Below are 20598 nucleotides of genomic sequence, written 5' to 3'. Positions count from 1 at the left end.
AATCTCTGCCCAATTTTATGCTTTATTGCGTCATTCAACCACGTCTGGCGCGTTGAATATCTCGCAACCGCTGTTTTTCTGTACGCGCCATCAGATACCAGGCAATCAAACCGATGATACCCACCACGCCAAGGATGATCGACGCCAGGGCGTTGATTTCCGGATTAACCCCCATGCGCACGCTGGAGAACACCAGCATCGGCAGTGTGGTGGCCCCCGGCCCGGAGACAAAACTGGCGATCACCAGGTCATCCAGCGACAGTGTAAACGCCAGCAGCCAACCGGAAAGTACCGCCGGAGAGATCATCGGCAGCGTAATGACGAAGAACACTTTCAGCGGCGTGGCGCCCAGATCCATCGCCGCCTCTTCAATCGAACGATCCAGTTCGCGCAGGCGAGCGCTGATCACCACCGCCACATAGGCGGTACAGAAAGTGACATGGGCCAGCCAGATAGTGAGCATTCCCCGCTCGCTGGGCCAGCCAATGGCCTGCCCGAGGGCGACAAACAGCAGCAGCAGCGACAAACCGGTTATCACGTCCGGCATAACCAGCGGCGCGGTCAGCATAAAAGCGAAACCGTTGGCGCCGCGAAAGCGGCCAAAGCGCACCATCACCACCGCGGCAAGCGTGCCGAGGATCACCGCCGCCGTCGCGGCGCAGGCGGCGATGGTCAGACTCAACCCCACAGCGCTCATCATCGCCGAATCCCGGAACAGCTCGCCGTACCAACGGGTAGACCAGCCGGCCCACACCGTTACCAGCCGGGAGCTGTTGAACGAGTAAATCACCAGCATCAGCATCGGCGCATAGAGAAACGTGAATCCGATCAGCAAAATCACCCTGCGCCACGGCGAGCGCACGACCGGTAAATTATTCATACATGTCCCTCCGCCGCTTTGTTCTGATGCTTGTGGAACCACATGATCGGCACAATCAACAGCAACAACATAACAATCGCCACCGTCGAGGCCACCGGCCAGTCGCGGTTATTGAAGAATTCCTGCCACAGTACCCGGCCAATCATGATGCTGTCCGGCCCGCCAAGCAGTTCCGGAATCACAAACTCGCCGACCGCCGGAATAAATACCAGCATCGACCCGGCGATAATGCCGCCTTTGGTCAGCGGGACAATAATGGTAAAGAAGGTCTTCAGCGGCCGGGCGCCGAGATCCAGCGCCGCTTCCACCAGCGAGTAATCAATACGCGTCAGCGCGGTATAGACAGGCAGCACCATAAACGGCAGATAGGCATACACGATGCCGATGTACACCGCCAGATTGGTGTGCAGAATAGCCAGCGGCTGATCGATAACCCCCAGCCACAGCAGTACGTTATTCAGCACGCCGTTTTCTTTCAGGATCCCCATCCACGCATAAACCCGGATCAGGAACGAGGTCCATGACGGCAGAATCACCAGCAACAGCAAAATATTGCGGGTCGACGAGTGACTGTGGGCCACCGCCCAGGCCAGCGGGTAGCCGAGCAGCAGACAGCACAGGGTCGAAATAGCCGCCACCTCCAGCGATTGTAGATAAGCCTCCACATATAGCGGATCGTCGGTCAGTTGCAGGAAATTACCAAAGTTCAGGGTGATGGAAAGCTGCCCGTCCGCCCAGGCCAGAAGGTCGGTATAAGGCGGGATGGCGCGGGCTATTTCAGCCAGGCTGATTTTGAAGACAATCAGAAACGGCACCATAAACAACAGAATCAACCACAGGTACGGCAGGGCAATCACCAGCTTGCGCCCGTGAGCCACCCATATCCGCGCCAGCCAGCCGGGGCGTTGCGCCGCCGCAGTGCCCGGCGGTCGTTCAGATAAAACGCTCATCTCTTTCCCCCTACACCGTCAGGACCACGCAGCTATCCGCTTCCCAGCACAGACGCACTTCATCTCCCCAGGTGGGAGCGCCTTTACGGTAGCGATGCGCATTCTGCAACTGGGCGCTAATCATCTGACCGCTGTGCAAACGGATGTGGTAAATGGAAAGGTCGCCCAGGTAGGCGATATGCACCACTTCGCCCACCGCGAAGTTATAGCCGTCCGCCGGCGGCGTCTCGCAGAGCATCACTTTTTCCGGACGCAGCGCGACGTACACCGGTACGCCATCCACCACCGAGGCATCCGGATCGACTTTCAGCGGATGCACCAGCCCCGGGGTTTCAATCACCAGCCCGTCCTCCTGGCGATCTTTGAGCAGCCCTTCAAAGACGTTGACCGAGCCGATAAATTCAGCACTGTAGCGCGTGGTCGGGTGCTCATAAATCTCTTCCGGCTCACCAATCTGCACAAACTTACCGCGGTTCATGATGGCGATCCGCCCCGCCATGGTCATGGCTTCTTCCTGGTCGTGGGTAACCATGACGCAGGTCGCGCCGACCCGCTCCAGGATATCCACCACCTCAAGCTGCATCCGGTCGCGCAGTTTTTTATCCAGCGCCCCCATTGGTTCATCAAGCAGCAGCAGTTTCGGACGTTTAGCCAGGCTGCGCGCCAGGGCTACGCGCTGACGCTGGCCGCCGGACAACTGGTGCGGTTTACGCTTCGCGTACTCCTGCATATGCACCAGCGCGAGCATCTCTGCTACCCGGCTGGCGATTTCCGCTTTCGGCAACTTATCCTGCTTCAGACCAAAGGCGATATTCTGTTCTACCGTCATGTGCGGGAACAGCGCGTAAGACTGAAACATCATGTTCACCGGCCGCTGGTACGGCGGCACATGGGCCAAATCCACGCCGTCGAGCACGATCTGCCCGGCGGTCGGCTGCTCAAACCCGGCCAGCATGCGCAGCAACGTAGATTTGCCGCAGCCGGAAGCGCCGAGCAGCGCAAAAATTTCACCTTTATAAATGGTCAAACTAACGTCATCCACGGCGTGCTGGCCGTCGAACGATTTAGTCAGATTACGGATTTCCAGCAGCGGGGTCAGCGCTTTGAGGGTTTTCGCCCGTGGGCGGGGGATAGCGTCGTTCACTCAGGGTGCTCTCCGGCAACAAACAATAAAACCTGCACGGCCCGGTTGCCGTACAAATGGCAGGACAGAGACCCGAAAGCCCCTGTCCATGGTGGGGCAGTTGCACTCCCCCGGTGCATATCACATCTGGCGGATTATTTACCGCTCTTCACCTTCGTCCACGCGCGGGTAATCACGCGATCCACTTTCGGCGACTGCACTTTCAGGGTGAACAGTTGGTCGCGAATCGCTTCCGGCGGGTAGATTCCCGGGTTATTACGCACATCGGCGTTGAGTAGCGGCGTGGCCTCTTTGTTGCCGTTGGCGTAATACACATAGTTACTGATATTCGCCACAACATCCGGCTTCATCAGGTAATTCAGGAACTGGTAGGCTGCGTCCTTATTCTTCGCATCCGCCGTGACGGCGAACATGTCGAAATACGCCAGCGCCCCCTGTTTCGGAATGCTGTATGCCACGTTGACGCCATTCTTCGCCTCTTTAGCGCGGTTGGCCGCCTGCAATACATCGCCGGACCAGCCGATGGCGACACAGATATCGCCGTTAGCGAGATCGTTAATGTACTGAGAAGAGTGGAAATAGCGCACCGACGGACGCAGTTTCAGCAGCAGATCGTTGGCCGCGCCAGTGTAATCCTGGGGATCGGTACTGTTGGGATCTTTGCCCAGATAGTGCAGCACCGTGGCATACACTTCGCTGGGCGCGTCAAGGAAGGCCACGCCGCAGCTTTTCAGCTTTTCCAGATTCTCCGGCTTGAAGATCAGATCCCAGCTATCCACCGGCGCATTTTCCCCCAGCGCGGCTTTCACTTTATCGACGTTATAGCCAATACCGGTAGTCACCATCATGTACGGGATACCGTACTTGTTGTCATGGTCATTCTGGGCCGCCAGTTTCAGCATCGCCGGATCGAGGTTTTTATAATTCGGCAGTTTGCTTTTATCCAGCGCTTCAAAAATACCTGCCTGGGACTGGCGCTCCAGGAAGCTGGACGATGGCACTACTAAATCATAACCGGTACTACCCGCCATCAGTTTTCCTTCCAGAACTTCGTTGGAATCGAAAACGTCATAGACCACTTTAATACCGGTTTCTTTCGTAAAGTTCGCCAGCGTATCGGGCGCAATATAGTCAGACCAGTTATAAATGTGCAGCGTCTTTTGCTCATCAGCTAAGGCGGTGGCAGAAACAACCATTAACCCAGCGGCTACCGCACCCGACAACCATTTCTTAGATTGGGTGGACATATTTCATTCCTTCTTAACAAAAAGGTCAGTTCCCGCCAGACCGGGAAAAATAACGCCATCAAGATATGCAAGATTTGTGCATACTTTCTCAAGCAGTAAGCAAAAAAGAGCCAGCCCTTTTCTGCCAGACGTTGCATGCTTTGCGCCGCACCGCAAGAATAACTGTAGCCAGGGTTGCAGGCTATAGGGCAGATAAAAAAACCCCTTTTATCAATTTTATAAGCGTTTTTTGTCTACGTGATAAGCCATAACGGCATTAACAGGAGTGAATCACTCTACAAAAGAGCGATAAAGTCAGAATAAAAATTGGATGAACGCAGCCGCGCTGGTAGCGGCTACGCTAATTTCAGAAGGAATCAGTGGAGAAAATGGGTTTGCATAACTTCGCTATTTTGTTCTTCTTCCAGGGCGCTGTACAACAGATGGTGTGCCCCGGCTTCGAGGATCACCATAGAGATCTGTTCTTCGCTCTGTTTCAGAAACCAGGTAAACTGCTCGCGGGTAACCCCCACCGCCGCCGACAGCGACTGGCACACCACCAGCTTGGGCAGGTTATCATCCTGAATATCGAGGAAAGCTTTTACTGTCAGCGAGCTGGCGTTAATAGCCGACAGGTCTGCGGAAAGCGGCAGCAGCGCTGACGGTTTTACCTCCGCCAGGGCAGAAAACAGAACAATGTTATCGACCAGATCGATTTTCGCGTCAAAGATCCCGTCAAAATTCTGCATGTGAGGGAGATGCAACGCCTGGCAGGTATCACACTCAAAAAAACTCACACCGATTTCATCCAGCCAACGGCGTAAAATATCCAGCGTCGGGACGACGAGCGAATCCATAAAATCTGATACCTCTGTTTCTTGCTGTGTTGAAAGCGGCATAGCTTACGCAAAAAGGGGCGTACATACCATGATTATGCGCGCCTTAATGACTATCCGCCGATTTTCAGACAGAAGCCGGGCTGCGCCTGTTTTTCTATCCATTTGATCATTAATGCCGCAATATCAATCCCGGTCACTTTCTCTATTCCTTCGAGACCGGGGGAAGCATTGACCTCCATCACCAGCGGACCGCGGGCCGATCGCAGAATATCCACCCCCGCGACCTCCAGGCCGAGGGTTGAGGCCGCTTTGAGGGCGACTTCCCGCTCCTGCGCAGTGATATTCGCCACCCGGGCAATACCGCCGCGATGCAGATTCGAACGGAAATCCCCCTCTTTCGCCTGGCGTTCGATGGCCGCCACGACCTGATTGCCAACCACCAGACAGCGCACATCTTTCCCTTTGGCTTCTTTAATATATTCCTGCACCAGAATATGCGCGTTCAGACCGCGGAAAGCATCGATCACGCTTTCCGCCGCCTGGCGGGTTTCCGCCAGCACCACGCCAATGCCCTGAGTACCTTCCACCAGTTTGACCACCAACGGCGCGCCGCCCACCATCTCGATCAGATCGCTGGTATCGTCCGGGGAGTGCGCCATACCGGTAAGCGGAAGATCGATACCCTGGCGCGCCAGCAGTTGCAGGGAGCGCAGTTTATCCCGCGCCCGGGTGATCGCCACTGATTCGTTCAGCGGATAGCTCCCCAGCAGCTCAAACTGGCGCAGCACCGCGGTACCATAATAGGTAATCGCGGAACCGATACGCGGAATCACCGCATCATAATGGGGAAGCTGGCGCCCTTTATAGTGCACCGAAGAGGCCGTCGGGTTGACGGTCATATAGCAGGAAAGTGGATCGATGATATCCACCAGGTGACCACGATTAATAGCCGCTTCACGCAGCCGCTTACAGGACCAGAGCGTACCATCCCTGGATAAAATGGCGATTTTCACCCTTCACCTCGGCGTTAAACCCGTCGCACGTCATTCGCCGCGCCATCATACCACTCTCCCCCGGCCGCCACGACGACGCCCGGAGGAAATCAGATTAATTATGTCGGCGGTTTTACCCCCGGCTCATCTGGTTATTTGATGTACCCGGCGTTTAGCGCGTCGCCCAGCCCTGCTTATGTAAATACTCAAGAATAAACGGGCGACTCTCTTTGACAATAGTACGCCGGATATGATCGCTCCAGGTATCGCGACGCGTATTGCTGCCGCGGGTCAGGTAATAGTTGGCCATCTCTTCGTCATAGGCGTCGAGCCGCGACCTGTCCAGCGGTTGATAACGGTTCTCGTGCACCACCAGTTCCGCCGGCAGACGCGGCTTCAGCCCCGGCTCATCCGCGGGCCATCCCAGACACAGACCAAACAGCGGCAGTACATATTTCGGCAGCCTGAGTAGCTGTGTCACCTCATCAATGTGGTTGCGAATGCCGCCAATATAAACGCCGCCCAGCCCCAGAGATTCCGCCGCCGTCAGGGCATTCTGCCCCATCATCGCGGTATCCACCACGCCGAGTAACAGTTGCTCCGCCAGCCCCAGTTGCGCCTCCGGGCAGATCTGCAGGTGGCGATTAAAATCGGCGCAGAAGACAAAGAATTCAGCCGCCTGCGCGACGTGCTGCTGCCCGCCGGTCAGAGGGACCAGTTGCTGGCGCAGTTCGGGACAGGTGATACGAATGACAGAGCTACACTGCAAAAAACTTGAGCTGGAGGTAGCCCGGGCGGCGGAAATAATCGCATTGCGCTGTTCGTCACTAATCGGCTTGTCGGTAAAGTGGCGAATGGAACGGTGCGCGCAAAGTAAATCAATGGTCGGCGTCATCGCGTTTATCCTTATCCGGAGAAGTTTTCTGTTGAGTGTCATGATTCAGCAGAGGGGCCAGCCGCCGCGACATCGCCATCATTAACGCCAGCGCGGCCGGAATCATCAGCGCAATACCGGCAAATACCATCAGTACCGCCGCTGTGCTGGTATCAAACGGCGCCGGCAGCGCCAGGTAGTGGTTGATGGATAGCCAGGCAAGGCCCAGCAAAGCGATCCCGATAACTTCCAGCGCCAGTAACGATTTCGGTAGCGCAAAGGCAGAGCGCATCATCGACTTCCCCCTCCATACGAAAACGCCAGTATAGCGCTAATTGTTAGCTTCGCCGCAATCCGCCATAGCTTACAGGTATCAGACTAACAGGCGCTATCTGCTTTGCAGTTCCTGACTTTGCATGCATGATGAATGCCATTCGCCATCAGGCTTCCGGTATCAGGAGAATCTATGTTTGTCGTTATTTTTGGTCGCCCGGGCTGCCCGTACTGTGTTCGCGCTAAAGAACTGGCAGAGAAACTGAGCAATGAGCGGGATGATTTTAACTACCGCTACGTGGATATCCACGCCGAAGGTATCACTAAAGCCGATCTGGAAAAGACCGTGGGCAAACCGGTAGAGACGGTACCGCAGATTTTCCTCGACCAGCAGCATATCGGCGGTTACACCGAATTCGCCGCTTACGCGCAGGCAAATCTCGTGTTGCCTGCCTGAGCCGATATTTTATTGATGATTTCTGACAGCCGGCATGGTCCGGCTTTTTTATTTCCGACGGCGCAGCAGCAACACCAGCAGATACCCCAGGGAACCCAGCACGCTCCAGAATACGGCGCTGAACAGCCAGGCGACTTCCTGCCAGAAAGCACGATCGGAAGAGAAGAACAGGTGTAAAAAAAGGATACACAGAGGAAGCGCCAGCATCGCGCCGATTAAAGGTTCGATCAGCCGTTCCTGACGGGAGAAAAAACTGGCGACGGCGCCGGGCAGCAGAAACAATAACAGCCCCAGCTCCGGATGACCTGCAGAGATAAAAGCGCCCTGCATATGCCAGCGCAGCGAGCAGAAAACCACCACAAACAGCACACAACAACAGACAATGCCCAGCCAGCGGTATCGACTCATTACAACGTTCCTCCTGACATGACGGATATCAGATTCAGAACCACTCACCCACCACATGCGGCCGGGGAAATTACCCATTCCGCTATTTTCAGTCGCCGCAAATTCAACGGCTAATACGCTATTCTCGCTGGCTGTCTATTCTGATAACGATTAAACTAGCGCCAATATTGTGCGTTGTGTCGACCCGACAGTATCGTTCGCGAGTATTTCTGAACAGCGTCTGAAGTTGCACAAACACTAACTAAAAAAACCGTCACTTTCAATAGCTTACTGGTAAACAAGAAGTTAGCCTTCGTGAATATAAACGTCGCCGATTTGTTAAACGGGAATTACATCCTGTTATTATTTGTAGTACTGGCTCTCGGTCTGTGTCTCGGGAAATTACGTATTGGCCCGGTACAACTGGGCAATTCTATTGGTGTTTTGGTTGTCTCTTTATTGCTCGGCCAACAGCATTTCACCATTAACACTGACGCGCTGAATCTCGGTTTTATGCTGTTTATTTTTTGTGTTGGCGTGGAGGCCGGTCCGAACTTTTTTTCCATTTTTTTCCGCGACGGCAAGAATTACCTGATGCTGGCGCTGGTGATGGTGGGTAGCGCCCTGTTGCTCGCCCTCGGGTTAGGGAAACTGTTTGGCTGGGATATCGGCCTGACCGCCGGGATGCTGGCCGGCGCGATGACCTCCACCCCGGTACTGGTGGGCGCCGGAGATACTCTGCGCCATGCCGGGATGAACGGCGCCGAGCTTACCGCGGCCCTCGATAACTTAAGCCTCGGCTATGCCCTGACCTACCTGATAGGCCTGGTGAGCCTGATTGTCGGCGCGCGCTATATGCCAAAGCTTCAGCACCAGGATCTGCAAACCAGCGCGCAGCAGATCGCCCGCGAGCGCGGCCTGGACACCGATGCCGCCCGCAAAGTTTACCTGCCGGTGATCCGCGCCTATCGCGTCGGCCCGGAACTGGTATCGTGGGCCGACGGCAAAAATCTGCGCGAGCTGGGGATCTATCGCCAGACCGGCTGCTACATTGAGCGCATCCGCCGCAACGGTATTCTCGCCAATCCCGACGGCGACGCCGTACTGCAGGTGGGCGATGAAATTGCCCTGGTGGGTTATCCGGACGCCCACGCCCGTCTCGATCCCAGTTTCCGCAACGGAAAAGAGGTGTTCGACCGCGATCTGCTGGATATGCGCATCGTCACCGAAGAAGTGGTGGTAAAAAATCACAACGCCGTCGGCCGCCGTCTCGGGCAGCTAAAACTCACCGACCACGGCTGTTTTCTGAACCGGGTGATCCGCAGCCAGATTGAGATGCCGATTGACGACAATATCGTGCTTAATAAAGGCGATGTGTTGCAGGTGAGCGGCGACGCGCGCCGGGTGAAAACCGTGGCGGAACGCATCGGCTTTATCTCCATTCACAGCCAGGTCACCGACCTGCTGGCGTTCTGCGCCTTTTTTATCGTCGGCCTGATGATCGGCATGATTACCTTTCAGTTCAGCTCGTTCAGTTTTGGGGTCGGTAATGCCGCCGGGCTGCTGTTCGCCGGCATTATGCTCGGCTTCCTGCGCGCCAACCACCCGACCTTCGGCTACATCCCCCAGGGGGCGCTGAATATGGTGAAGGAATTTGGTCTGATGGTGTTTATGGCCGGCGTCGGGCTGAGCGCCGGCAGCGGTATTAACAATGGACTCGGCGCCGTGGGGGGCCAGATGCTGATAGCCAGCCTGATTGTCAGCCTGGTGCCGGTCGCCATCTGTTTCCTGTTCGGCGCCTGGGTGCTGCGCATGAACCGCGCGCTGCTGTTTGGCGCGATGATGGGTGCCCGCACCTGCGCCCCGGCGATGGAGATCATCAGCGACCAGGCGCGCAGCAATATTCCGGCCCTCGGATACGCCGGCACCTACGCTATCGCCAACGTGCTATTGACCCTGGCCGGGACGCTGATCGTCATTATTTGGCCCGGTCTGGCGCTGTAGATTGGGCGAGAAAAAAAGTAATAAGATTTTTTTGTCTATGGGTGAACTTTTCTGGCAGGTGCCAGTCTTAATTAGTGCCACTGCTTTTCTTTGATGTCCCCAAATTTGTGGAGCCCATCAACCCCGCCTCTTTGGTTCAAGGTTGATGGGTTTTTTATTGCCTGAAATTTGTATCCCCATGAATCTTCTCGCCATTATTTTACTGCTTCCCTCTTAATCCCTGGTCATCCGCATTCGTCCCGATACCAGCAATCCGCCTGACGATGGCCCCGATATCTTCCCGATGCAGCGGCTGGCGATCGGTAGCGACGTGCAACGTCATGCCCTCAATAAAAGCATCCAGCGCCCGGGCGGTCCGGGGATCGAACCAGCGCTCCAGCGTCTGCTGGCTGCGCTGCATCCAGTCCTGCATCACTTCTTTCAGCGCCGGTTTGCGGCTGGCGAAAGCGTACATTTGATACATCAGTTCCATATTGCGCGGGCTGGTCATATGGGGATCCATAATCAGGGTGGTTATGGCTTCGCAGGCGCTGCCCGGGCCGCTGACGCCAGCAAAAAATCCGTGGTAGCGCTGCGACATATCCAGCGTAAAGCGGGTCAGCGCCTCCTGAAGCAGCGCGTCAATACCGGTAAAATAGTAGGTCATTGAGCCCAGCGGAACGCCGGCACGTTCGGCGATTTTACGGTGCGTCACTTTGCTGACGCCAAATTCAGCGATCGTCTCCAGGGTTGCCAGGAGTATCCGCTCGCGGCGCACGGGATCGTTAGGTCGTCGGGTAGTGATCATCAGGGCAAAATACCTTATCAGCGAATGTGTACAAATGTACACAAGCTTGCTAGTGTTGTCGCTGTCTTAATTCGAGCTGATGGTAACTATGTCCGTAACCGCCGTATCATCCCGTAAAGCGTTGCGTCACCGCACCTGGGCGCTGTTCACCTTCTTTTTCCTCCCTGGTCTGTTGATGGCCTCCTGGGCTACCCGTACTCCGGCGATCCGCGACATCCTGCAGGTATCCACCGCGGAGATGGGGATGGTGCTGTTCGGTCTTTCTATTGGCTCGATGAGCGGCATTCTCGGCTCCGGCTGGCTGGTAAAGCGTTTTGGCACCCACACCGTGATCCGCAACAGCCTGACCATGGTGATCGTCGGCATTCTGCTGGTTAGCCTGGCGCTTTATTTCGCCTCTGCGCTACTGTTCACCGCCAGCCTGGCCGTATTCGGCGCCGGAATGGGCTCGTCGGAAGTGGCTATCAACGTCGAAGGCGCAGTGGTTGAGCGGCTCATGAAAAAAACCATTTTGCCGATGATGCACGGCTTTTACAGTCTGGGCACCCTGGTGGGGGCCGGGCTGGGAATGGGGCTGACCGCCCTTGGACTGCGCGCCGACCTGCATATCCTGCTGGCGGGACTGGTATCTATCGCGCCGATCCTGATCGCCATCAGCGCTATCCCGCACGGCAGCGGTCATAATGATGATGCCGCCGCCGGGAGTGGCGGAGAACAACAACGACGCCCGTTCTGGAGAGACGGTCAGCTGTTGCTGATCGGTTTTATCGTCCTGGCGATGGCGTTCGCCGAAGGGTCGGCCAACGATTGGTTACCGCTGCTGATGGTGGATGGCCACGGATTTAGCCCGGCCTCGGGTTCACTGATCTATGCCGCTTTCACGCTGGGTATGACCATCGGGCGCTTCGGCGGCGGCTGGTTTATCGACCGCTATAGCCGGGTTAACGTAGTACGCGCCAGTGCGATCATGGGGGCGCTGGGCATTGCCATGGTGGTATTTGTCGATAATCCGCTGATTGCCGGACTGTCGGTCATTTTCTGGGGAATGGGCGCTTCGCTGGGATTCCCGCTGACCATTTCCGCCGCCAGCGATACCGGCCCGGATGCCCCGGCGCGGGTCAGCATTGTCGCGATCACCGGCTACATCGCGTTTCTGGTGGGACCGCCGCTGCTCGGCTTTATGGGCGAGCACTACGGGCTACGCAGCGCGATGGTGGTGGTGATGGCGCTGGTGGTGATCGCCGCGCTGGTGGCGAAGGCGGTTGCCAAACCGGTTGCGCTCGCCGATCATAGCGCACCAGAAAAAGAAACCTCGATACCCTGATTCAGCAAACGGAGCGCGCACCATGGCTGTAAAAATGATCGCCGTCGACATGGATGGCACTTTTCTTGACGATCGCAAAACCTATAACCGGCCGCGCTTTCTTGAGCAGTACCGGCAGCTAAAGGAGCAGGGCATCCGCTTTGTGGTGGCTAGCGGCAACCAGTATTACCAGCTTATCTCTTTCTTCCCGGAAATCGCCGATGAGATCTCCTTTGTCGCGGAAAACGGCGGATGGGTGGTCAGCGAAGGAGAAGATCTGTTTAATGGCGAAATCAGCGCCGCGGACTATGCCGCTGTGGTTGAGCGCCTGAAAGCCTTTCCGGAAATCGAAGTCATCGCCTGCGGTAAAAAACAGGCCTGGACCCTCAGCCATTACAGCGATGAAGTTAAAGAGATGGTGGCGATGTACTATCACCGCCTGCAAGTGGTGGACGAGTTAGACGGACTGGAGGATATCTTCTTTAAATTTGGTCTCAACGTCCCGCATCGCCACCAGCCGGAAACTCTCGCCCGGCTCAACGCCGCGCTGGACGGGCTACTGGTACCGGTCTCCAGCGGCCATGGCTCCATCGATTTGATTATTCCCGGCATCCACAAGGCTAACGGCCTGCGCATTCTGCAGGATCGCTGGGGGATTGACGACAGCGAAGTGATGGCTTTCGGCGACAGCGGCAATGACCTGGAAATGCTGCGCCAGTCGCGCTATAGCTTTGCCATGGCCAATGCGGCCGAAGCGGCAAAGGCCGCCGCCCGTTACCGGGCGCCGCATAACAATGAGCAGGGAGTCCTGGAAATCATCGATAAATTACTTGTCGGCCAGGCGCCCTTTAATGACTGACAGCGTGCCTGCAGCCGATCAGGGCTGCAGGCCGCCGCCCACGCGCCGATCTTTCAGGAAGTAAACCATCAGTCCCAGCCAGATAGCGCCGCTGGCGAAGTTGAACAGGCTAAAACCGCCGTTGCCCGCCGTCATCCATACCGACTTGCTGATCTCAATACCAGCGGTGAAAATCAACATCTGTAGCATCCCCATTGCGGAAGAGACCGTCCCTTTACTCATGTCGCTGGCAAACAGCGTCAGGCGCACCAGACCGGCGTTAGCCAGCCCGATCCCGAAAGCGTAAATACTCAGCCCGGCCGTCATCCATAAATAGGCGTGAGCGGAAAAGAGGGTCGCCAGCGCCGCCAACAGCAGACCAGCGACGATAGGCCAGCCGCCAAAGATAATCAGCGCCCGCACCGTGTGGCGCGAGGTCATACGCGCCAGCGCCAGATTACCAAGAATCAGCGCGCCAAAAACCGGTACCTGCAACATGCCGTACTCATAACTGGTCAACTGCTCACCGCTAATAATGATCACCGGCGACTGGGCTATCCAGGCCAGTAGCGGCAGACTGACAAATCCGGTAGCCAGCGCGCCGGCCACAAAGCGGCGGTTTTTTATCACCAGCGCATAATCGCGGCCCAGTTGTTTCAGGGATAGCGGTTCGCCCAGCCGGGTGGCGGTTTCCGGCATCGCCCGCAGCAGCCCGAGCAGCGCAATCACGGCAAGCGCGGCAAACAGTACAAACATCCATTCCCAGGGCGCCATATGGATCCACGCCGCGCCCACCAGCGGCCCGAGCAGCGGTGCAATCAGCGCGACATTCGCCATCAGCGCGGTAATCTTGATACACACCGCCTCTTCAAAGGACTCCTGGATCGCCGCATAGCCGACTGCGCCGATAAAACACAGGCTGATCCCCTGCAGGAAACGCAGCGCAGTGAACTGCTCAATATTTTGTACCAGAAATGTCGCCAGACAGGTGACGATAAACCACACCACCCCGGTCAGCATCACCGGACGCCGCCCTATCCTGTCTGACAACGGTCCGAGCAGCCAGAGCAGAAACATGCCCCCGGCCATATAAGCCGTCATTGACGCGGAAACCCAGGCTTCACCGGCGTTGAACTGCTCCACGACTGTGAGCATACCCGGCTGGATCATGTCATTGCCGATATAGGTGGAAAACTCATACAGCACCAGGCACAACGGAAACAGCAGCGCCCGGCGTCCGAGCCGCTTAGCGGATGAAGAAGGATTTGGCATCAGAAACTCACGGAGGAAAAAAACCGCCAGAGTGTAATGAAATCCTCGCGAAAGAGACAGCCTTTTCTCGGTGCGCCGCCGGCGTCCGGCTATTCGCGCTTCGTTTAAGGTTTTCTTAATTTCAGCGGCTTAGGCTATAGCGGATATCTCCCCGGATAAAATGTTGTCACTATGCTTTCACCTGAAAAATCGCTTTCTTTATCTGAATATGGACAAATTCGGACGAAAGCACTTTACCGATTGCCGGTTCGCTTCTACGTTTACCAGTTCGCCGGATTACTGGTAACCGGATTGTTGTTTACCGCCCTGTCGCGCTATGAAGGACTGGACCGGCTAATCTGCGATTTCTGGTATGACGCCGCCAGCCACAGCTTTCCGCTACAGCATAACCGCTGGCTGGATCTGCTGAATCACCGGTTATTAAAGGACCTGGTGATCGCCACCGGCGCTGTCGCACTGCTGTACGGTCTGGTCCGGCGCCAGCCGCGGCTGGTCGCCGTCGCACTGCTGATGGGGACTGGCGCGCTGGCGGTCGGAATACTGAAAGCCACCAGCCACCACTCCTGCCCCTGGGATCTGCTGGAATATGGCGGTAAAGCGCTCTCTTATCCGCTGTTCGATGCGGTTCCGGCCAATAGCGGCCCCGGGCGCTGCTTCCCCGGCGGCCATGCCTCCAGCGGATTTATCGTCATGGCGGGCTTTTTTGCCTTCTGGCGCGAACGTCGGCGGCTGGCGTGGAGCTTTTTCGCCGGCGGTATTGCGCTGGGGATGTTGATGGGGTTTGGTCAGGTGGTACGCGGCGCGCATTTTTTAAGCCACAACCTGTGGGCAGGTTGGTGGGTATGGTTTTCTCAGGTGGCGATGTATGGCATCGCCACAACATGGCTGGTAAAGGATCATTAATTGTATGTTACAGGCGCTCAATCACAGTTGGTTTCTGCTTATTAACGCCACGCCGCAGTCTGCGGACTGGGCCATCGATCTGGCGCAGTTTATTGCCCGGGATCTGATATTTGTGATGCCGCTATTGATTACTATCCTGTGGCTTTGGGGGCCGCGTCGCCAGGTGCAGGCCCAGCGTCATCTAGCAGTGAAAACCGCGCTGGCGCTACTGTGCAGCCTGGCCATCTCCTGGGCCATGGGCTTGCTGGCCCCCCACGACCGTCCTTTTGTTGTTGGCCTGGGCTATAACTTCCTGCATCATGCGCCGGACAACTCATTCCCCAGCGATCACGGTACCGTCAGTTTTACCTTTGCGCTGGCGTTTTTGTTCTGGCATCGGCTATGGTCCGGCGCGGTAATGCTGATGGTCGCGGCGGCTATTGCCTGGTCGCGGGTTTATCTCGGCGTACACTGGCCGCTGGATATGGTCGGCGCGCTGCTGACGGCGCTGTGCGGCTGCATGATGGCGCAGATCGCCTGGAACCTGTGGGGCAATCGTCTCGCGGCGCGTCTGCAACAACTGTATCGCCTGTTCTTTGCACTGCCGATTCGCAAAGGCTGGGTGCGCGAGTAGCTATCATCACAGCGCCTGGTGACTCCGGTCGCGCTGACAGGTAAAATTCACCACCCGGTATCATCAATACCGGGTTTTTTATATCGGGAGAGCTATGGAAACGCGGCGTGAAGAGCGTATTAATCGCCTGATGCAGGCACTGAGACAGAGCGACAAGATCCATCTTAAAGACGCGGCGACCCTGCTGGGGGTCTCGGAAATGACCATCCGCCGCGATCTCACCGCCGAAGCCTCCCCGCTGGTATTGCTTGGCGGTTATGTGGTGCTGGAACCGCGCGGCAGCGCCGTCAGCCATTACCTGCTCAGCGATCAGAAAACCCGTCACGTCGTCGAAAAACGCGCCGCGGCCCGACTGGCGGCAACGCTGGTCGATCCGCACCAGACGCTGTTTTTTGATTGCGGCACCACCACGCCTTTTATTATCGAAGCGCTGGACGACGCCTTGCCATTTACCGGCGTGTGTTACTCCCTGAATACCTTTCTTGCCCTACAGGAAAAGCCTCATTGCCGGGTGATTCTGTGCGGCGGGGAGTTTTGCGCCAGCAACGGTATTTTCCGTCCCCTTAACTTTCAGGACACCCTGAGCAATCTGTGCCCGGATATTGCCTTCTTTTCCGCCGCCGGCGTCCATCCCCACCACGGCGCCACCTGTTTTAACCTCGACGAACTACCGGTCAAACACTGGGCGCTGCGCATGGCGCAGCGTCGTGTTCTGGTGGTGGATAACAGTAAGTTTGGTAACGTGAAGGCCGCCTGTATGGGGCCGTTGAATCAGTTCGATACCATCATCAGCGACGCGACGCCGGAGGACGATATTATCGTTTTCGCCCGCCAGCAGGGTATCGCACTGCGCTGGTAGGGCCCCCCGGCCGGGAAGCCCGGAAGCATCATCAGGAGAACCAGCCGCCAAACCACTGGTGCAGTTTCATCAGCACAAAATCCACCATGCGGCTGAAGAAACCGCCTTCAGGCACCGCTTCCATCACGATCAGCGGACGCTGTTCAATGGATTTGCCATTAAGCTGGAAGTCGATAGTTCCCACTACCTGGCCCCTGGTCAGCGGGGCGGTAAGCTGCGGATCGTTCAGGGTATAGCTGGCCTTGAGATTTTTAAGCTGGCCGCGCGGAATGGTGATCGACCCCTGCTCCCCGGCGCCGAGTTTCGCTTCACTGGCATCGCCAAACCATACCCGCTGAGATACAAAGGTGGCATCTGGTTTAATCGGCGTCACGGTTTCAAAGAAACGGAATCCCCAGGTCAACAGCTTTTCCGACTCCCGGAAGCGAATACCGTCGGTCTTCGCCCCCAGCACCACCGAAATCAGGCGCATATCGCCCTGGGTCGCAGAGGCGACAAGGTTATACCCGGCGCCGGCGGTGGTGCCGGTTTTCGCGCCATCGACATTCAGGCTGCTGCTCCACAGCAGGCGGTTGCGATTCGGCTGGCGGATTTTGTTAAAGGTGAACTCTTTTTCTTTATGAACCGCGTATTCATCCGGCACATCGTGAATCATCGCTTTAGTCAGCAGCGCCATATCCCGGGCGGTACTGAATTGCCCCTGAGCGTCAAGGCCGTGAACGGTTCGGAACTGGGTATTCTGCAGGCCAAGCTTTTGCACATAGCCATTCATCAGATTGATAAAGGCATCCTGGCTACCGGCGACATAATCCGCCAGCGCGATACAGGCGTCATTACCGGACTGAATAATAATGCCTTTATTGAGGTCCTCCACCGATACCCGATCGCCTGGCTTGAGGAACATCACGGAAGAGCCGCGCAGTTCAGGGTTCCCCGTCGCCCAGGCGTCTTTGCCCACCGTCACCATATCGGTCAGCTGAATTTTGCCCGCTTTCAGCGCCTGGCCCACCACGTAACTGGTCATTAGTTTGGTCAGACTGGCCGGATCCAGCTTTTCGTCGGCGCTCCCCTCCGCCAACACTTTACCGCTGCTGTAATCCATCAGAATCCAGGCTTTTGCGTCAACCTGAGGCGTGCCCGGCGCCTCTTCAGCATGAACCAGCGGCGCAGTCGCCAGCAGTAATGTTGTCCCGGCAACCCAACTGCGCCATAAAGTAAAACTTATACTTTTCATAAATGCCACCCGAGTATCCTTTCTAACAATCAGCACACCAGCCAATGCCAGCCTGCGACAAACAGTCAGTAAACTAACGTGCTCAGCCACTTAAAGAAACCTGACGTTGGTAAAGTTTTTTAAGTTTATGCGATATCCACGCGCCATGCCGCCCTGTCGCGGTTTTTTTTGCCCCTGGTTAAGGTATTACTTTTTCAGCTTTTCTCGCCAGCTACGCGGATCGGGTATATAACTTTGCGAAGCCATCGTTATTACCCGGGAGTCAACATGATTACAGTGTGGGGCAGAATTAACTCAACCAACGTCAAGAAAGTCCGCTGGTGTTTACAGGAGCTGGCGATGAATTATCAGCACATTCCGGCCGGCGGCCAGTATGGCATCACCCACGACGCCGACTACCTGGCCATGAATCCCAACGGCCTGGTACCGTGTCTGAAGGATGACGCCGGCGAGCTGATTCTCTGGGAATCAAACGCCATTGTGCGCTATCTCGCCGCCCGTTATGGCGCCGGCACGCTGTGGCAGGAAGCGCCAGCCGAGCGGGCGCAGGGGGATAAATGGATGGACTGGGTAGCCTCTACGGTGGTCGGCCCGTTTCGCGGCGTATTCATCAGCCTGGTGCGCACCCCGGAAGAACAGCGCGATGCCCGCTTGATTGAGGAGAGCATTCGCCAGTGCGACGCCTTGCTGGCGATGCTTGATGCCGAGCTTGCCAACCACCGCTGGCTTTCCGGCGCACAGTTCGGCATTGGGGATATTGCCGTCGGCCCAACGGTTTATGCGCTGCTTAACCTTGATATTACCTGGACAGACTATCCTCATCTGCGCCGCTGGTACCAGCAACTCAGCGAACGTCCGGCGTTTCGCGATACGGTAATGATCCCCCTGAGCTGACATGGCCTCTGGCCGCACAGTTGGCCAGAGTAGCGCTATGGTTGCGGGCCGGCCCGCACCAGTTTCCCGTTGCGCTCATCGGTCAGCAGATAGAGAAAACCGTCCGGACCGACGCGCACATCGCGGATCCGCGCCTGTAGATCCCCCAGAAGGCGCTGCTCATCGCCAACGCGATCGCCCTGCACCGTCAGCGCGATAACCTCTTTTTCCTTCAGCGCGCCGATAAACAGTTTGTTTTGCCACGCCGGGAAGCGTTTGCTGTTGTAAAACGCCATACCGCTGATGGCCGGAGAGACTTTCCAGACATAGCGCGGCGGTTCGGTGCCGGCAACCTGCTCCCCCTGCGCTTCGGGAATTGGCAGCCCGCTATAATTCACCCCGTGGGTCGCCAGCGGCCAGCCATAATTTTTGCCGGGCGCCAGCACATTAATTTCATCGCCGCCGCGCGGACCGTGTTCGTTAAGCCACATCTCGCCGGTCCATGGGTTAAGCGCCAATCCCTGCGGATTTCGGTGACCGAGGGTCCAGATTTCCGGGCGCGCTCCCGGCTGACCGTAGAACGGATTGTCCTCCGGCACCCTGCCCTGGGCAGTGAGTCGCACCACCTTACCCTGCAATTTATCGTTATCCTGAGCCGTGGTACGGCGGTTATTTTCCCCGAGCGTAATATACAGATAGCCCTGGTTATCAAACGCCATGCGTCCGCCAAAGTGATTGCCGTCGGATAATTTCGGCTGTTGGCGGAAAACGACGGTAAACCGGGTTAACTGACGGCGATCGTCACTTAACGTGCCATAACCCACCGCCGTTCCGGCCTTGCCGTCAGCGCCCGCTTCAGAAAAACTGAGCCATACCCGGCGACTGCTGGCAAAATCCGGCGCCAGAACCACATCCATCAACCCCCCCTGCCCCCGGGCCCAGACTTGTGGAACACCGCTAATCGGCCCGGATAGTGCTTTACCTTCCTGCCAGAGACGCAGCTCTCCGCCGCGCAGTGTGATAAGCATTCCCTGATTTTCCGGCAAAAACGCCAGCGACCATGGATGGTCCAGCCCCTGCTGGAGCACCTCGCTGTTGATCGATTGCGCGTTAGCAGCAAACGTAAACCAGAGCGGCAGCAACACAATAAGCCAGCGGGGGAAACGGGCAGGCATGGCGATCTCCTGATTGTCGCGATCCGATAACCATAGCCGCCGGGAGCGGAAATGGCCGTTTTTTTACACAGTTTTAAACATGAACACTGGAACCTACTCTCTGCTGCCAGAGAGCCAGGAATGATGCAGTGGTTGAAAAGCTCCCCAACTGGTTAAGATGTTTTAAATAACAGTGGATTTCATGGACTAAAACAAATATGCAATAGAATATTAATTTAACCTGCCATCTGAAAAATAATAAAAGACACGTCTGAAAAATATTTTCTGGATAATCAATAGGCTCTCAAATAAAAGATAATGCCACTTGAACAATCTTAATTTATCCATGACAGAGAAAATAGATATCTGCGCCATTTGACAATCAATTCACTAAAAACAATTAATTTTTTTAATGATAGATCATAAAAAGCAAAACGCAATTAATTGATATTAAAGTAAATTTATTTCTACACCCCAACAAAAATCAGAAAAACCACCAATTTAAATTAATAGGTTTAAACGATCAATATAGTAAAAACAACATTGATTATCTATCATTCATATGGTATCGATCGATACTAACGATTATCTCTACCCAGACGAATGTTATATAAAATACATAAACCCACACCCTGAAAATAAAGACGCAGGAATTACAATCTCTATTTTCTGAGATTTACATCAGATAGACGGTGGTGAAATGAATCTGAGAACGGTGACTATTCTCTGGCCGACA

21 protein-coding genes are annotated in these 20598 nt (G+C 56.0%); 8 read left to right on the top strand and 13 right to left on the bottom strand.

Features of this window, described 5'->3' with window-relative positions:
* Window positions 1-34: 34 nt before the first annotated feature.
* The 8 genes from potI to AQ981_RS17560 all read right to left on the bottom strand — a co-directional run bounded on the left by potI (window position 35) and on the right by AQ981_RS17560 (window position 7200).
* Entirely contained in the window at window positions 35-880 is an 846-nt protein-coding gene (gene potI, locus AQ981_RS17595) for a putrescine ABC transporter permease PotI (protein ID WP_058913056.1), read from the bottom strand.
* The gene (gene potH / locus AQ981_RS17590; protein ID WP_058913055.1) at window positions 877-1830 is read right to left on the bottom strand and encodes a putrescine ABC transporter permease PotH; all 954 of its coding nucleotides are present in this window, start codon (window positions 1828-1830) and stop codon (window positions 877-879) included. The genes potI and potH overlap by 4 nt, the downstream gene beginning before the upstream one ends.
* Window positions 1831-1840: 10 nt before the next feature.
* Window positions 1841-2974: a putrescine ABC transporter ATP-binding subunit PotG gene (potG, locus tag AQ981_RS17585; RefSeq protein ID WP_058913054.1), complete on the bottom strand. Its 1134-nt coding sequence runs from the start codon at window positions 2972-2974 to the stop codon at window positions 1841-1843.
* Window positions 2975-3108: 134 nt separating this feature from the next.
* The gene (gene potF / locus AQ981_RS17580) at window positions 3109-4221 is read right to left on the bottom strand and encodes a spermidine/putrescine ABC transporter substrate-binding protein PotF (RefSeq protein ID WP_058913053.1); all 1113 of its coding nucleotides are present in this window, start codon (window positions 4219-4221) and stop codon (window positions 3109-3111) included.
* Between the two features lie 356 nt (window positions 4222-4577).
* Window positions 4578-5057, bottom strand: coding sequence for a type III secretion system chaperone family protein (locus tag AQ981_RS17575; RefSeq protein WP_058913052.1), 480 nt, complete (start codon window positions 5055-5057; stop codon window positions 4578-4580).
* Window positions 5058-5149: 92 nt separating this feature from the next.
* Window positions 5150-6052 carry a 30S ribosomal protein S6--L-glutamate ligase gene (rimK, locus tag AQ981_RS17570; protein ID WP_058913051.1) on the bottom strand — a complete coding sequence of 301 codons (903 nt, stop codon included), beginning with the start codon at window positions 6050-6052 and terminating at the stop codon, window positions 5150-5152.
* A 151-nt stretch (window positions 6053-6203) separates the two neighbouring features.
* Window positions 6204-6926, bottom strand: coding sequence for an oxygen-insensitive NADPH nitroreductase (nfsA, locus tag AQ981_RS17565; protein ID WP_058913050.1), 723 nt, complete (start codon window positions 6924-6926; stop codon window positions 6204-6206).
* Window positions 6910-7200 (bottom strand): YbjC family protein, encoded by a 291-nt coding sequence (locus tag AQ981_RS17560; protein ID WP_338031304.1) that lies wholly within the window; start codon window positions 7198-7200, stop codon window positions 6910-6912. The genes nfsA and AQ981_RS17560 overlap by 17 nt, the downstream gene beginning before the upstream one ends.
* Before the next feature lie 171 nt (window positions 7201-7371).
* Between AQ981_RS17560 and AQ981_RS17555 the strand changes: the two genes are divergently transcribed.
* Window positions 7372-7635, top strand: coding sequence for a GrxA family glutaredoxin (locus AQ981_RS17555; RefSeq protein WP_058913049.1), 264 nt, complete (start codon window positions 7372-7374; stop codon window positions 7633-7635).
* Between the two features lie 48 nt (window positions 7636-7683).
* Here AQ981_RS17555 and ybjM read toward each other — a convergent pair whose 3' ends face one another.
* Entirely contained in the window at window positions 7684-8043 is a 360-nt protein-coding gene (ybjM, locus tag AQ981_RS17550; RefSeq protein ID WP_058913048.1) for an inner membrane protein YbjM, read from the bottom strand.
* A gap of 294 nt (window positions 8044-8337) precedes the next feature.
* On the opposite strand from ybjM, the gene AQ981_RS17545 reads away from it, so the two are divergent.
* On the top strand, window positions 8338-10026 hold the full coding sequence (locus tag AQ981_RS17545; RefSeq protein ID WP_058913047.1) for an aspartate:alanine antiporter: 1689 nt from the start codon (window positions 8338-8340) through the stop codon (window positions 10024-10026).
* A gap of 199 nt (window positions 10027-10225) precedes the next feature.
* On the opposite strand, the gene AQ981_RS17540 is transcribed toward AQ981_RS17545, so the two are convergent.
* Window positions 10226-10813, bottom strand: a complete 588-nt coding sequence (locus AQ981_RS17540) for a TetR/AcrR family transcriptional regulator (protein WP_058913046.1) — start codon at window positions 10811-10813, stop codon at window positions 10226-10228.
* Between the two features lie 88 nt (window positions 10814-10901).
* Between AQ981_RS17540 and AQ981_RS17535 the strand changes: the two genes are divergently transcribed.
* Window positions 10902-12137: an MFS transporter gene (locus AQ981_RS17535; protein ID WP_058913045.1), complete on the top strand. Its 1236-nt coding sequence runs from the start codon at window positions 10902-10904 to the stop codon at window positions 12135-12137.
* 22 nt (window positions 12138-12159) lie between these two features.
* Complete coding sequence (locus tag AQ981_RS17530) at window positions 12160-12975, top strand: Cof-type HAD-IIB family hydrolase (RefSeq protein ID WP_058913044.1); 816 nt, start codon at window positions 12160-12162, stop codon at window positions 12973-12975.
* Window positions 12976-12993: 18 nt separating this feature from the next.
* Here the strand turns inward: AQ981_RS17530 and AQ981_RS17525 are convergent, their stop codons facing one another.
* On the bottom strand, window positions 12994-14226 hold the full coding sequence (locus AQ981_RS17525; protein ID WP_058913043.1) for an MFS transporter: 1233 nt from the start codon (window positions 14224-14226) through the stop codon (window positions 12994-12996).
* Window positions 14227-14397: 171 nt separating this feature from the next.
* On the opposite strand from AQ981_RS17525, the gene AQ981_RS17520 reads away from it, so the two are divergent.
* The 3 genes from AQ981_RS17520 (at window position 14398) to deoR (ending at window position 16601) form a co-directional block, all read left to right on the top strand.
* A complete protein-coding gene (locus tag AQ981_RS17520; protein WP_058913042.1) occupies window positions 14398-15129 on the top strand; it encodes a phosphatase PAP2 family protein in 732 nt (243 codons plus the stop codon).
* 4 nt (window positions 15130-15133) lie between these two features.
* The gene (ybjG, locus tag AQ981_RS17515; protein ID WP_058913041.1) at window positions 15134-15742 is read left to right on the top strand and encodes an undecaprenyl-diphosphate phosphatase; all 609 of its coding nucleotides are present in this window, start codon (window positions 15134-15136) and stop codon (window positions 15740-15742) included.
* Window positions 15743-15836: 94 nt separating this feature from the next.
* Complete coding sequence (deoR, locus tag AQ981_RS17510) at window positions 15837-16601, top strand: DNA-binding transcriptional repressor DeoR (protein ID WP_058913040.1); 765 nt, start codon at window positions 15837-15839, stop codon at window positions 16599-16601.
* A 31-nt stretch (window positions 16602-16632) separates the two neighbouring features.
* On the opposite strand, the gene dacC is transcribed toward deoR, so the two are convergent.
* Window positions 16633-17835 (bottom strand): serine-type D-Ala-D-Ala carboxypeptidase, encoded by a 1203-nt coding sequence (gene dacC, locus AQ981_RS17505; RefSeq protein WP_249226335.1) that lies wholly within the window; start codon window positions 17833-17835, stop codon window positions 16633-16635.
* A gap of 267 nt (window positions 17836-18102) precedes the next feature.
* Here dacC and AQ981_RS17500 point away from each other — a divergent pair, with 267 nt between their 5' ends.
* On the top strand, window positions 18103-18729 hold the full coding sequence (locus AQ981_RS17500; protein WP_058913038.1) for a glutathione S-transferase family protein: 627 nt from the start codon (window positions 18103-18105) through the stop codon (window positions 18727-18729).
* A gap of 35 nt (window positions 18730-18764) precedes the next feature.
* On the opposite strand, the gene AQ981_RS17495 is transcribed toward AQ981_RS17500, so the two are convergent.
* Entirely contained in the window at window positions 18765-19883 is a 1119-nt protein-coding gene (locus AQ981_RS17495; protein ID WP_058913037.1) for a PQQ-dependent sugar dehydrogenase, read from the bottom strand.
* Window positions 19884-20598 lie beyond the last annotated feature (715 nt).

Source organism: Entomohabitans teleogrylli (genome assembly GCF_001484765.1).
Taxonomy (GTDB): domain Bacteria; phylum Pseudomonadota; class Gammaproteobacteria; order Enterobacterales; family Enterobacteriaceae; genus Entomohabitans; species Entomohabitans teleogrylli.
The sequence above is the reverse complement of the archived record's forward strand: the minus strand, read 5'-3'. Positions and strand labels throughout refer to the sequence as shown.

Excerpts from the sequence above, each read along its gene's own strand:
- potI (WP_058913056.1), bottom strand. The coding sequence starts at position 880 with ATGAATAATTTACCGGTCGTGCGCTCGCCGTGGCGCAGGGTGATTTTG.
- potH (WP_058913055.1), bottom strand. The coding sequence starts at position 1,830 with ATGAGCGTTTTATCTGAACGACCGCCGGGCACTGCGGCGGCGCAACGC.
- potF (WP_058913053.1), bottom strand. The coding sequence starts at position 4,221 with ATGTCCACCCAATCTAAGAAATGGTTGTCGGGTGCGGTAGCCGCTGGG.
- AQ981_RS17575 (WP_058913052.1), bottom strand. The coding sequence starts at position 5,057 with ATGGATTCGCTCGTCGTCCCGACGCTGGATATTTTACGCCGTTGGCTG.
- nfsA (WP_058913050.1), bottom strand. The coding sequence starts at position 6,926 with ATGACGCCGACCATTGATTTACTTTGCGCGCACCGTTCCATTCGCCAC.
- AQ981_RS17560 (WP_338031304.1), bottom strand. The coding sequence starts at position 7,200 with ATGATGCGCTCTGCCTTTGCGCTACCGAAATCGTTACTGGCGCTGGAA.
- AQ981_RS17555 (WP_058913049.1), top strand. The coding sequence starts at position 7,372 with ATGTTTGTCGTTATTTTTGGTCGCCCGGGCTGCCCGTACTGTGTTCGC.
- ybjM (WP_058913048.1), bottom strand. The coding sequence starts at position 8,043 with ATGAGTCGATACCGCTGGCTGGGCATTGTCTGTTGTTGTGTGCTGTTT.
- AQ981_RS17540 (WP_058913046.1), bottom strand. The coding sequence starts at position 10,813 with ATGATCACTACCCGACGACCTAACGATCCCGTGCGCCGCGAGCGGATA.
- AQ981_RS17535 (WP_058913045.1), top strand. The coding sequence starts at position 10,902 with ATGTCCGTAACCGCCGTATCATCCCGTAAAGCGTTGCGTCACCGCACC.
- AQ981_RS17530 (WP_058913044.1), top strand. The coding sequence starts at position 12,160 with ATGGCTGTAAAAATGATCGCCGTCGACATGGATGGCACTTTTCTTGAC.
- AQ981_RS17525 (WP_058913043.1), bottom strand. The coding sequence starts at position 14,226 with ATGCCAAATCCTTCTTCATCCGCTAAGCGGCTCGGACGCCGGGCGCTG.
- AQ981_RS17520 (WP_058913042.1), top strand. The coding sequence starts at position 14,398 with ATGCTTTCACCTGAAAAATCGCTTTCTTTATCTGAATATGGACAAATT.
- ybjG (WP_058913041.1), top strand. The coding sequence starts at position 15,134 with ATGTTACAGGCGCTCAATCACAGTTGGTTTCTGCTTATTAACGCCACG.
- deoR (WP_058913040.1), top strand. The coding sequence starts at position 15,837 with ATGGAAACGCGGCGTGAAGAGCGTATTAATCGCCTGATGCAGGCACTG.
- dacC (WP_249226335.1), bottom strand. The coding sequence starts at position 17,835 with ATGAAAAGTATAAGTTTTACTTTATGGCGCAGTTGGGTTGCCGGGACA.
- AQ981_RS17500 (WP_058913038.1), top strand. The coding sequence starts at position 18,103 with ATGATTACAGTGTGGGGCAGAATTAACTCAACCAACGTCAAGAAAGTC.
- AQ981_RS17495 (WP_058913037.1), bottom strand. The coding sequence starts at position 19,883 with ATGCCTGCCCGTTTCCCCCGCTGGCTTATTGTGTTGCTGCCGCTCTGG.